Source organism: Lysinibacillus sp. NPDC093712, from assembly GCF_050280025.1.
Classification (GTDB): Bacteria; Bacillota; Bacilli; order Bacillales_A; family Planococcaceae; genus Lysinibacillus.
This window is the reverse complement of the sequence record NZ_JBNNUU010000004.1, coordinates 241,120-253,299: the sequence shown is the minus strand read 5'-3', so window position 1 is coordinate 253,299 and position 12,180 is coordinate 241,120. Positions and strand designations below refer to the sequence as shown.

Genomic DNA, 12,180 nt, shown 5'->3' with positions numbered 1-12,180 from the left:
AATAACATGACTTCACCAACTGCTGTGCAAAATGGCCAAGTGCAAAATACACAAAGAAAATACTCTCCTCTTAAAGAATTTTGGAAGTCTTTTAAAAAACAAAAGGCTGCATTAGTAGCAAGTATCTTTATAGGATTGTTAATTGTAGTCGCTATGATTGGTCCTTATATCGCGCCGTACGATCCTTTCGAACCGAATTATGATGCTTTATTAGAGGGACCAAGTGCAAGTCATTTAGCAGGAACGGACGAGTATGGTCGAGATATTTTTAGTCGTCTAATAGTAGGAGCAAAAATATCCTTGATGGTGAGTTTTAGTGCCGTATTTTTAGGCTTAATACTAGGCACAATTTTAGGTTTAATTAGCGGTTACTTTGGTGGATGGATTGACAAATTAATCATGCGTAGCTGTGATGTATTATTTTCATTCCCTGATTTATTGTTAGCCATTGCCATTGTAGCCTTATTAGGTCCTGGTATTAATAATGTCATTATTGCTGTGATGATTTTCAGTGTTCCATCTTTTGCCCGTTTAGTAAGAGGCGCTACATTGAATGCAAAAGAGAATGTATACGTAGAGGCAGCTCAATCAATGGGAGCTTCGCATGTTAGAGTGCTGTGGAAACATATTTTCCCCGAAACCATGAATGAATTAATCATTTTTGTCACAATGCGAATAGGAACAGCCATTTTAGCAGCTTCTGGTTTAAGTTTTTTAGGCTTAGGTGCCAGCCCTGAAATGCCTGAGTGGGGGGTAATGCTAAGTAGCGGGCGTGACTATTTAGGAACATCTTCACACGTAGTCATCATGCCGGGCATTGCTATATTTTTAACCGTACTAGCATTTAACTTAATAGGTGATGGATTACGAGATGTATTAGATCCAAAAATAAAAAATAATTAAGGAGAATGCCTATGTCAGAACATGTATTGCAAGTAACTGACTTAGAAACGTCCTTTACACGTGATAAAAAGGAAATCAAGATTTTAAGGGGTGTCAATTTTTCCATCCGTAAAGGAGAAATATTAGGCTTAGTGGGAGAATCGGGTAGTGGGAAAAGCTTAACATCGTTATCCATTATGCAATTATTCCATGGTACTACAGGCAAAATTGTCAATGGCTCTATACATTTTAATGGACATGACTTGACGAAAATGTCCGAATCAGCAATTCGGAAGATTCGTGGCAAGCAAATGGCGATGATTTTTCAAGAGCCTATGACTTCTTTAAATCCTGTCTTAAAAATTGGCAAGCAATTAATGGAAGCAATTGAGATGCATTTGAAGCTGCCAAAGAACGAAAGCAAGCATCACGCAATCCAAATGTTAAAAAGTGTGGGTATAGGAAGAGCCGAGGAAATCATTTATGAATATCCACATCAGCTATCAGGAGGAATGCGCCAGCGAGTAATGATTGCTATGGCGATGGCCTGTCATCCTAAATTACTCATTGCTGACGAACCAACCACTGCGCTTGATGTCACAATACAAGCCCAAATTTTAGAGCTAATGAAAAAGCTAAAGGAAGAAAATGAAACAGCTATTTTATTAATCACACATGATTTAGGTGTTGTTGCAGAAATGTGCGATAAGGTAGTTGTAATGTATGCAGGGCAGGTTGTAGAGGAAGCAGATGTCTTTGAGTTGTTTGCTAGCCCAAAGCATCCTTATACAAAAGGTTTAATTGCATCAGTACCGAAAATTGGCGATAACAAAGAAATATTAGATTCTATCAATGGTCAAGTGCCATCCCCGCAAAATATGCCAAATGGTTGTAAATTTGCTCCACGATGTAATGAAGCAATGTCCATATGCCATGAGGAGAGTCCACCGACAGTGGAAATTTCAGCTACACGGCAATGTAGCTGCTGGCTATACGCGAAAAAGGATGTGAAAGTAAATGCCTAACAATATTTTAAAAGTGGAGAATCTAAAAAAAAGCTTTCAAACAGCAGGTGGATTATTTCAAAAAAAGCAATATGTTAACGCAGTCATAGATGTTTCCTTTGAAATAGAAGAAGGTACGACATTTAGTCTAGTTGGAGAAAGTGGTTGTGGAAAATCTACTACAGGCAGGTTAATCACTAGATTAATAGCACCAACAAATGGAAGTATTGTTGTGGGCGGGAAAGAAGTAGCTACTGCAAAGCAATCCGAATTAAAGCATTTAAGGCAAACTGTTCAAATGATTTTTCAAGATCCATATGCCTCATTGAATCCAAGAATGAAAGTAAAGGAGCTTGTTGGAGAGCCTTTAGAAATTCATTCAAAACTTTCAAAAGCCGAGCGTGAAAAACTAGTTCTTGAAATGCTTGAAGTCGTTGGATTAAATGCTGAACATGCCGATCGCTATGCACATGAGTTCAGTGGTGGACAAAGACAGCGTTTAGGTATTGCACGCGCATTAATAACGAAACCAAAATTAATTATTGCTGATGAACCTGTGTCGGCGTTGGATGTATCTATACAATCGCAAATTTTAAATCTATTAAAGCAATTGCAGCAAGAATATAAAATATCTTATCTTTTTATTTCTCACGATTTAAGTGTTGTAGAACATATTAGCCATTATATAGGTGTTATGTATTTAGGGTCCATTGTAGAAATCGGGCGAAAAGAAACGATATTTAATGAACCTAAGCATCCTTATACACAAGCACTCATTGCTTCTGTGCCGATAGCAGACCCAACATTACGAAAAAAGAAGATCGTTTTAACTGGTGATATTCCGAATCCTAAAAACCCGCCAAGTGGTTGTACCTTCCACACAAGGTGTCCCCTTGCATCAGATATATGTAAGCAAGCAGTCCCGGAAATGAAAAAGATTAACGAAGAGCAAAGTGTTGCATGTCACTTTGTTAACTAATAGAGAGGGTGTTCATAAATGAAAATAGGGTTAAGCACATACAGTATGGTCAAAAAAATGAGGCAGGGGGAAATGAATGTTCTAGATGTTTTGCAATGGGTAGCAGACAACGGAGGACAGCATGTTGAATTAGTGCCTTATGAATTTACTGTTGTAGATAACTATGAACTTGCAACACAAATTAAAGAAAAAGCAGCAGAGCTAGGACTAGCGTTATCTGCCTATTCGTTACCAGCAAACTTTATTCAGGATACGGAGGAAGCTTTTCTAGTAGAAGTTGAGCGCTTAAAGAAACATGTTGATGTAGTACATCATATGGGCATTAACATTATGCGCCATGACGTAACGCTCTTTACTTTGCCAAAGGAGCAGACAACTATTCATTATTACAATGAACATTTTGAAGCAATGGTTAGAGGCTGTCAGTTGATTGCAGATTACGCGAAACAATTTAATATTACGACAACGATTGAAAATCACGGCTTTAATGTTCAAACAAGTGATCGTGTACAACAATTAGTACATGCAGTTAACAAAGATAACTTTAAAACAACTTTAGATATCGGAAATTTTTTATGTATTGATGAAGAACCTCTAATTGGTGTTATGAAAAACATTCCTTATGCTGCTACAGTACATTTCAAAGATTTTTATATTCGACCTTATTATGAAAATCCAGGAGAGGGCGAATGGTACCGTACAGTTCATAACAATTACATCAGAGGGGCTATTGTCGGACATGGCGATATAAATATTCGAGAAATTATTAAGCTCGTAAAGGGCAGTGGATATGATGGCTATATTACAGTGGAATTTGAAGGCATGGAAGATTGCCAAGTTGGTTCAAAAATAGGGATGGATAATGTACGTCGCTTATGGGACGAATGCAAGCTCTAAAGGGGGAAGAATATGAATAAATTAAAAGTTTGTGTAATCGGTACAGGTTCTATTTCCGATTATCATTTAGGCTCCTATATGAAAAATCCTGCGGTTGAGCTATATGGCGTGTACGATGCCTCTATTGAACGAGGCAAGGCAAAAGCAGCTCAATTTGGAGCAACTCATGTTTTTTCTTCTAAGGAAGCGTTATTCGCAGACAAAAATATAGATGCAGTAAGTATTTGTACATGGAATAATACGCATGCCGAATTGGCAATTCTCGCATTAGAAAATGACTTACATGTGCTGATTGAAAAGCCTTTATCCATGACCTATGCGGAGGCTTTACACATTCAAAAGGTTGCACAAAAGCATCAGAAAGTATTTCAAGTGGGCTATGTTAGACGGTTTGCAACAAATACTAAAGTACTGAAAAGCTTCATCGACGATAACAAACTAGGCGATATTTATTATGCGAAAGCTTCATGTCTAAGAAGATTAGGAAATCCGGGCGGCTGGTTTGCAGAAATCGATAAGTCTGGTGGCGGCCCTTTAATTGATTTAGGTGTACATGTAATTGATATATGCTGGTATTTAATGGGTAGACCAAAGGTGAAACGGATAACAGGTCATACTTACAATCAATTAGGAAATAGAAATCATGTTGAAAATTTATCCTTTTATAAGGCAGCAGACTATGATGCTACGAAAAATACAGTAGAAGACTTAGCAAATGCCCTTATTACATTTGACAATGGCGCGTCGTTAATGGTAGACGTTTCCTATACACTACATGCTATTAAAGATGAAATCAGTATTAAGTTATACGGAACGAACGGTGGAGCAGAGCTAGAGCCTGAGTTAAAAATTGTCAGTGAAGAGCATAATACGATTTTAAATATTCATCCTCAAATTAACGATTTAACATTTGATTTTGCGAAAGCCTTTCAAAATGAAATCAATTCATTTGTTGACTGCTGCCTTTATCAATATGATTCAGTTGCACCGGTGGAGGATGGGGTAGAAATTATGAAAATTTTAGAGGGCATTTATATTTCTGCAACTGAAGGAAAGGAAGTTGTTTATTAAAATGGTGAAATTGGACAATAAAATCGGTGTGATAGTAGATAGCTTTCGTTTGCCTATTCGTGAAGGTTTATTAAAGGCGAAAGAAGTTGGTGCACAAGGAGTACAAATGTATGCAGTTTCAGGTGAGTTGGACCCAGATAATTTAAATGCTGCACAAAGAGCAGAATTGAAGCAGTACATTTCAGAGTTAGGTCTAGAAATCTCCGCATTGTGTGGAGATTTAGGAGGACATGGCTTTCAAGATAAAACAGAAAATGCCTGGAAAATAAAAAAATCGAAAGAAATTATGCAATTAGCCAAGGATTTGGGAACATCCATTGTTACAACCCATATTGGTATTATTCCTGAAGATGAAACTGATCCGATTTATAAAACAATGCTGGAAGCCTGTGAAGAATTAGGCCAATATGCTACGTCATTAGATGCGTACTTTGCGATTGAAACAGGTCCAGAAACGAGTAAAACATTAAAGGGATTTTTAGATAAACTATCGACAAATGGTGTATCGGTTAACTTTGATCCAGCCAATATGGTAATGGTAACGAATGATGACCCTGTAGCTGGCGTTAAACTTTTAAAGAATTATATTGTACATACACATGTAAAAGATGGTATTCAACTACAGCCAACAAACCCTAAAGATGTGTATGGGTACTTAGGATACGATTCTGGAACATCTCATGATAAAATAGAAGAAATGGTGGAAAATGGAGAGTTTTTTAGAGAACTTCCATTAGGACAAGGAGATGTCCATTTCGAGCTTTATTTTTTAGCTTTGCAGGAAATCGGATACAATGGCTATTTAACTATTGAACGAGAAGTGAGATTAAATCCTGAAAAAGACATCAAAGAAGCTGTACATTTTATAGAAAAGTTTAAATAGGGGTTGAATCGATTTTGAAAAAGCAAGATCAAGTTCAGATGCGAAAGCAAAATAAATATATTGTGCTTGACGCAATAAGACAGATGGCGCCAATTTCAAGAATTCAATTATCAAAATATACAAAAATGAGTCCTACGACCATTACTCGTATTGTGCAGGAACTAGAAGCGGAAGGCTTTATTCAAGAAGGGGTATCGGAAGAAACAGCCATTGGTAGACGTCCTACGTTAATTCATATGCGTGAAGATGCTTTATATACTATTGGGATAGAAATTGATTGCTTTACTATTCGGATAGGTATATTAGATTTTTTAGGGAAGCTTATTGCCTTTCAGGAAGTTAAATGTAGCATCAGGCATCAATATGAAGAAGCTTTACATCTACTGAAACAGTCTATCGATAATATCATGACGGAATATCAGATTGTTCAAGATAAATTACTAGGCATTGGGATAGGAATTCCAGGCGTAATCAATAACGAGGAAGGAATAGTCGTTTCCTCTGAGCAATTGAAGTGGGAAAACTGCCACATAAAAGAAGATTTAAATTGTATTTTTGGTTGTGAAGTCATCGTAGATAATGAATTAAAAATGCAAATCAATGCTGAAATTGGTGATATTTATACACCACTGTATTCAAATTGTATTTTAGTCGGAATTGGAACGGGCATAGGTGCATCTATATTATTAAATGGAGAAGTCTATCGTGGCATTCAAAATAAAGCGGGAGAAATAAGCCATATCACGATTAATCCATTTGGAGAAATATGCCATTGCGGTAAAAGAGGATGCTTATCCATGTATGTTTCTGAAGTAGCGTTGTTAAAAAGAACGCCTAAAAATCTTAATATTCAATCAATAGAAGAGGTTTTGCATTGTGTTGATCATGGTGAGCAATGGGCAATCGATATTCAACAAGATGTAGCTACATTTTTAGCTATTGCCATCAATAATCTAGTTTGTTTATATGAACCGGAGGCTGTCATAGTCAGTGGAGAAATTATTGAGCATAATGTAACATTTCAAAAATTACTTAGTGAAAAGTGTAGACAGTATATATGGAAGGAATTACAACCCTTTGATTTGCAGTTTTCAAATCAATTAAAAGAAGGGGTTGTTAAAGGAGCGGCATTACAAGCACAAAAGCAGTTGCTGTCTGTTTAAAGAAAGGTTGGTTCATTCGTGGCTTACGCAGAATTTTTAAAAGAGTATCGTTCAGGATTAATGGAAAATGTGCATTATGGACAAATGAGTGCTGTGAATCTAACGAAGGAAGAATTCGTCTCTGTAGGTCAAGATTATGAGCCTGTGTATTTTCGCTCTGCAGCAAAACCATTTCAAGCCATTCCCATTTTTATGACCGATTTTATAGAAAAGTACGGGATTACTTCAAAAGAAAGTGCATTATTTTTGGCTTCACAAAGAGGTGAAATTTATCATCAAGAGGCATTAGTCTCTTTATTAGAAAAAATACCTATTAATGAAAATGAGTTAATTTGTGCCGCATCCTATCCATTAAATGAGGAACCTAAAACACAGTATATTCAACTGGGCTTTGAAAAGAGGAAACTATTTCATAATTGTGCAGGCAAGCATTTAGGATTTTTAACTGCCTGTCTAGCAAATGGCTATGATGTTAAGCAATATGGCCATCCAGATCATCCACTGCAGCAGATGATAAAAAAATACATTGCTTATTTAAGTGAATATGATGTGGAGAAAATTCATACAGGGATTGATGGCTGTGGTGCGCCGGTCTTTGCGATTCCGCTAAAAAATATGGCATTAGCCTATTTAAAGCTAGCACGACCAGAATTAATTGATGATCAACAGATTCGTGAAGCAGTAATAAAGCTTACTGGAGTTATGAATCAACATAATGATATCATTGCATCTCAAAACTTTATTTGTACGGCATTATTGAAGGATCCTAATATTGTGGCGAAGGGCGGGGCACAGGGCGTATACTGTTTTGCTCTAAGGAAAGAAGGGGTAAGTTTTGCTTTGAAAATTATGAATGGCTCAGAAAGTCCATGGCCAAATGTAATTGCTTCTGTATTGGAACAAATTCAATATACAAATATAGAAACAATTGAGCGTATTAAAGCATTGTCTCCTTCATTTGTGCGTAATGACGCGGGGGTTGAGGTAGGAGAAATTGTTTCTACAATTAAAATTGTATAGAGGTGAAGGCACTTGTATGTTTTGGCAATTGACGGTGGTGGAACAAAAACAATTGCAACTATCTCAACATGTCATGGCCAAATTATGGCGCTAGCAGAAACGGGTAAAAGTAACCCCACATCCATGAGCATGGAGCAATTTACAGAGACGATAATAGAACTAATAAATGATTTAAAAAGACAGGGACTTCACGAATTTCAACATATTACAAAGTGCCATGCGGGACTATCGGGAGTAACAGAAAATAATAATGAAAAAATTACCCGTGAATTATTATCCTCGCTTTTACCTAAAGACTGTCAACTATCACTTTCGAATGATGGGTTGAACGCGTTATATGCAGGAACATTGGGACAGCCTGGTATTGTACAGATTTCTGGTACAGGTGCGATTACACTCAGTATAGATTCGTCTGGAAAAATTGAGCGTACAGCAGGATGGGGTTATATTTTTGATGATGAGGGCAGTGGCTATGATATTGGCATTCGCACATTAAAAGCGGTATTTAAAGCATTTGATAAAAGAGGTCCTGAAACGCTCCTAACAGCAGCAGTATTAGAATATTTTCAATTACAGTCCGTTCCACAGATAATTGAAGTAGTGTATGGTGAAGGACATCCACGTGATACAATATCCCCTCTAAGTAAGATAGCAATCGAATGCGCTAAACGTGGTGATGAAGAAGCCAAAACAATTATTGATCAGGTATGCCATGTTTTTTATCGAAGTATAGACGCTTGTTACAAAAAAAATCCGTTTGCAAATAAGCGTGTCAACGTAGTGCTAGCTGGAGGAGTTTTTAATGAGTTGAGGCTATTTATTGAAAAATTAGTCGCTATTGATAAAAAGAATAGTAATCAGTATGACTTCATGGGTGCCTATAGCTTACCAGTGGGCGGTGCCGCTTTAGCTGCATTAAAATTATCTAGTAATGAAGCTAAAATATTTATCAATCAATATAATGCAAGTATGAAAAAGTTTTTAACTAATTAATCCCCCATTAACCTAGCAAGTAGAGAATGGTATGTACTTATCTCTACTTGCATTTGTTAATCCCCTACTTTAAACATATATCCCTTATAAGAGTTATGGATAATCATGACGATACCCATCAACATGAAATTTGAAAGTAGTGAACTCCCTCCGTAGCTTAGAAACGGTAACGTTACTCCTGTTACAGGTAAAAGTCCAATTGTCATACCAATATTTTGCGTAATTTGGAATGCTAATAAACTGGAGATACCTGCACCCATAAGTGTCATAAATGGATCCTTTGCTTGTACTGTAATAAGGACAATACGGTAAATAACAAAAAATAATAGTGCAATAACAAAGGCCCCTCCAATAAAACCTACTTCTTCAGCGATAGCAGAAAAAATGAAATCGGTATGCTTTTCTGGGACATAGACATTATTGTGTAAATAGCCTTTCCCAATAAACTCCCCTGAACCTATGGCCATAAAGCCTTGTCTAGTCTGAAAAGATGAATCAGTATATTCATAAGGTTGTAGCCATCCATAAATACGAGAAACCTGATGTCCAGATAATTTACTTAATAACTTTTCTGTAAAAAAATCATTAAACTTTATATAAAGAGTAGCAATAACAGTCACAATTGAAACTGGGATGGCTGTAAAGATTACGAGTAACTTAGTTTGAATACCTGAGAAGTAAATCATCGGTATGATCATCGCCATGTATAACATAACCATGCCTGTATCAGGTTGCTTATAGACAGCAAGTGTCGGTGGAAGAGTAATAATGCCAATCGTAAATAGTAGGCGCATATCTGATAGGAAGGAAGGGCGTACATATTTTGCTTGATGGGCAACAATGACTTTACTGACAACAATTAAAAATGCAAACTTCAAAAACTCTGATGGCTGAAATGATCCTAATAGTGGAACTTGATACCAAGATTTCGCCTCATTTATCGTTCGAGCGATGCTTTCTGGAGCAATAAATAAGCCAAATGTGAGGGCTACGATCATCCAGTAAAATGGCCAGCCTATTTTTTTAAGTTGTTCAATATCAAGTGTTGCAACGCCGTACATAATTAAAAATCCAAGGCTAAAATAAATAAATTGCTTTACAATAAACAAGCTTGCATACTGTTCAAATGCGATACTGCTAGAATGTACGAATAGACAACTAATAATTCCTAGCAATAATAGACTAATTGCTAAACTATTATCTAATTTTTTTAGCTGCAACAGTTTCACCCCCTTTCGTTTTTGGAAAAACCAACTAGTAATAGGGAACGAATGGAATAGAAGAAGGTTCCGTATGGGCATATGATAATTTCTTCAGATTTCTAGAAAATTTTACAAAAACATAACACTGGCTTTATATCTCCATACTATGATTAATGGTAAGAGTTGGAGAAGGAGCCGAAGATGATGCAATTTTTTCGTTATATTAAGGTAAAAGATAAGCTGCTTGTACTCATGATTGTTTGTGTACTATCAAATATCCTAATAGGTATATTTAGTGTAGATTACTTACGGAAAATGTCCTGGCATGCAAGTGAGAGTTATACCGAGGGGCTTGTACCGATTGGATGGCTAAATGAGCTCGAAGAAGCACAAAGACAATTGGATTTTTTAGTGGATTCCAGTGGTGATTACCAAGAGATGGCGGCTATTCTAAATAATATTGAACAGCCTTTAGGTCATTTAGAAAAATTAACGATTGATAAAAAGATGAATCATCAGGTAAAGAAGTATAATACGATATTCGCACAGCAGGTAGAGTTAGTTGAAAACTATCAGCAGTTAACTTCGGAAGAACGTCAGCAATTTTATGAGCTGTCCTATTTCCCTGTAAGCCAACAAAGCCATTCAATTTTAGAAGAAACACAGAGCTACTTAGTTCAAAGAGCTGAGGAACAGCAGCAGGCTTATCAAAAGGATGTACAATTCGGTTATTGGTTATTAGGTAGCGTTTGTATGTTTGTTGTGCTATTAGTTATTTTCATTGGTTTAGTTGCAACGAAAGCAGTCAATGTACCAACTCGGCAATTAAAATCACTATTAAAACGAGCGGAACAAGGAGATTTTACAGCCAATGCGAGCTATGTGGCACATGATGAGCTAGGGGAAGTTATACTGTCCTATAATCAGATGGCAACAGAAGTAAAGCAATTACTACATACGGTTACAAATAGTGCGCAAGAAGTAGAAGGTATGACAGAAAATTTGCAACAATCCTCTGAGCAATCTTCTACAACTACGCTTAAAATCGCAAAAGATGTGCAAAATATTTCGGAGTTAACTACTGCTTCAACTACTAAATTAGCGTCCAATTCAGCTTCATTAGAAGAAGTACTAAATGGTGTACAGATTATATTAGAAAAGGTGCAGCTTGTTGAGAGCTTTGCACATGACACTGCACATGAAGCAGAGAGTGGTACAGAAATTGTGCAGGCAAACTTAACACAAATTCAAGCTATTAAACAAGCGGTAGAAAAATCAAATACAGCTATTTTTAATTTAGTTGAACGTGCCGCTACAATTGACCAAATGGTTGAAGTAATCGAAAAAATAACAGCACAAACAAATTTACTTGCTTTGAATGCATCCATCGAAGCGGCTAGAGCTGGTACGCATGGGCAAGGGTTTGCAGTCGTTGCGAATGAGGTGCGCAAGCTAGCGGAGCAAACAGTTCATTCAACGAATACGATTACGTCAATTGTGCAAAACATCCATACAGATTCTCACTATGCTGTTAAGATGATGGAAGGTGTATTAATAGCTACCGAAAAGGGTGTAAATGTAACTGCAGAAACAGCAACAAGCTTCGATCAAATATTAGAAAAAGTGAATAATATCCAGCCTTATATAGTTGAGGTATCGTCAACAGTTCAAGAAATAGCTGAGCATACGAAAAAGGTTAACGAAGATGCAGTCATGTTAACATCTCTTTCAGATACCAATGCTGCCTCGACCAAACATGTGGCTAATTTAACGGCAGATCAATTAAATGCACAGCAACAATTTCATAATTATATAAAAGAATTACGAAAAGTTTCAAAGGTATTGCAAATTGCTGTGAAACGCTTTTCAATTTAATGAAAAAATAAGAATTAAGAACCTCTTGATATTAAAAGGTCAAAGGGGTTCTTTTATAATGTAAAAAATTAGATAATTGTATTTATGGAAAGTACAAATGTATTTTTAATGAATGCATCAGAACACTTTTAATGCAAAATCATATACTGATAACAAGGCGTTTTATGTTCTTTTTTAGAAAATCGCACATATTATTGTTGTATTTTTAATA

General features: G+C 36.4%; 11 protein-coding genes. 10 read left to right on the top strand and 1 reads right to left on the bottom strand.

Going from position 1 to position 12,180, the window contains the following annotated elements; translation table 11 throughout:
• Nucleotides 1-6: 6 nt before the first annotated feature.
• From ACQKNX_RS16690 to ACQKNX_RS16650, 9 genes are read left to right on the top strand one after another with little or no spacing between them, the layout of a single operon-like run.
• The gene (locus tag ACQKNX_RS16690; protein ID WP_427429847.1) at nucleotides 7-903 is read left to right on the top strand and encodes an ABC transporter permease; all 897 of its coding nucleotides are present in this window, start codon (nucleotides 7-9) and stop codon (nucleotides 901-903) included.
• Between the two features lie 11 nt (nucleotides 904-914).
• The gene (locus tag ACQKNX_RS16685; protein ID WP_427429846.1) at nucleotides 915-1,907 is read left to right on the top strand and encodes an ABC transporter ATP-binding protein; all 993 of its coding nucleotides are present in this window, start codon (nucleotides 915-917) and stop codon (nucleotides 1,905-1,907) included.
• Nucleotides 1,900-2,865, top strand: a complete 966-nt coding sequence (locus tag ACQKNX_RS16680; RefSeq protein WP_427429845.1) for an ABC transporter ATP-binding protein — start codon at nucleotides 1,900-1,902, stop codon at nucleotides 2,863-2,865. Before ACQKNX_RS16685 ends, ACQKNX_RS16680 begins: the two co-directional genes overlap by 8 nt.
• An 18-nt stretch (nucleotides 2,866-2,883) precedes the next feature.
• On the top strand, nucleotides 2,884-3,762 hold the full coding sequence (locus ACQKNX_RS16675) for a sugar phosphate isomerase/epimerase family protein (protein WP_427429844.1): 879 nt from the start codon (nucleotides 2,884-2,886) through the stop codon (nucleotides 3,760-3,762).
• 12 nt (nucleotides 3,763-3,774) lie between these two features.
• Nucleotides 3,775-4,833: a Gfo/Idh/MocA family protein gene (locus ACQKNX_RS16670; RefSeq protein ID WP_427429843.1), complete on the top strand. Its 1,059-nt coding sequence runs from the start codon at nucleotides 3,775-3,777 to the stop codon at nucleotides 4,831-4,833.
• Nucleotide 4,834: 1 nt separating this feature from the next.
• On the top strand, nucleotides 4,835-5,716 hold the full coding sequence (locus tag ACQKNX_RS16665) for a sugar phosphate isomerase/epimerase family protein (protein WP_427429842.1): 882 nt from the start codon (nucleotides 4,835-4,837) through the stop codon (nucleotides 5,714-5,716).
• A gap of 14 nt (nucleotides 5,717-5,730) precedes the next feature.
• Entirely contained in the window at nucleotides 5,731-6,879 is a 1,149-nt protein-coding gene (locus tag ACQKNX_RS16660; RefSeq protein WP_427429841.1) for an ROK family protein, read from the top strand.
• 18 nt (nucleotides 6,880-6,897) lie between these two features.
• On the top strand, nucleotides 6,898-7,899 hold the full coding sequence (locus ACQKNX_RS16655; protein WP_427429840.1) for an asparaginase: 1,002 nt from the start codon (nucleotides 6,898-6,900) through the stop codon (nucleotides 7,897-7,899).
• Between the two features lie 12 nt (nucleotides 7,900-7,911).
• Nucleotides 7,912-8,892 carry an N-acetylglucosamine kinase gene (locus ACQKNX_RS16650; protein WP_427429839.1) on the top strand — a complete coding sequence of 327 codons (981 nt, stop codon included), beginning with the start codon at nucleotides 7,912-7,914 and terminating at the stop codon, nucleotides 8,890-8,892.
• A 56-nt stretch (nucleotides 8,893-8,948) separates the two neighbouring features.
• Here the strand turns inward: ACQKNX_RS16650 and ACQKNX_RS16645 are convergent, their stop codons facing one another.
• On the bottom strand, nucleotides 8,949-10,121 hold the full coding sequence (locus tag ACQKNX_RS16645; protein WP_340821059.1) for an FtsW/RodA/SpoVE family cell cycle protein: 1,173 nt from the start codon (nucleotides 10,119-10,121) through the stop codon (nucleotides 8,949-8,951).
• A 174-nt stretch (nucleotides 10,122-10,295) separates the two neighbouring features.
• Between ACQKNX_RS16645 and ACQKNX_RS16640 the strand changes: the two genes are divergently transcribed.
• The gene (locus tag ACQKNX_RS16640; RefSeq protein WP_427429838.1) at nucleotides 10,296-11,969 is read left to right on the top strand and encodes a methyl-accepting chemotaxis protein; all 1,674 of its coding nucleotides are present in this window, start codon (nucleotides 10,296-10,298) and stop codon (nucleotides 11,967-11,969) included.
• Nucleotides 11,970-12,180: the final 211 nt, after the last annotated feature.

Coding starts and splice junctions, on each gene's coding strand:
- ACQKNX_RS16675 (WP_427429844.1), top strand. CDS start 2,884: ATGAAAATAGGGTTAAGCACATACAGTATGGTCAAAAAAATGAGGCAG.
- ACQKNX_RS16680 (WP_427429845.1), top strand. CDS start 1,900: ATGCCTAACAATATTTTAAAAGTGGAGAATCTAAAAAAAAGCTTTCAA.
- ACQKNX_RS16670 (WP_427429843.1), top strand. CDS start 3,775: ATGAATAAATTAAAAGTTTGTGTAATCGGTACAGGTTCTATTTCCGAT.
- ACQKNX_RS16665 (WP_427429842.1), top strand. CDS start 4,835: ATGGTGAAATTGGACAATAAAATCGGTGTGATAGTAGATAGCTTTCGT.
- ACQKNX_RS16640 (WP_427429838.1), top strand. CDS start 10,296: ATGATGCAATTTTTTCGTTATATTAAGGTAAAAGATAAGCTGCTTGTA.
- ACQKNX_RS16685 (WP_427429846.1), top strand. CDS start 915: ATGTCAGAACATGTATTGCAAGTAACTGACTTAGAAACGTCCTTTACA.
- ACQKNX_RS16690 (WP_427429847.1), top strand. CDS start 7: ATGACTTCACCAACTGCTGTGCAAAATGGCCAAGTGCAAAATACACAA.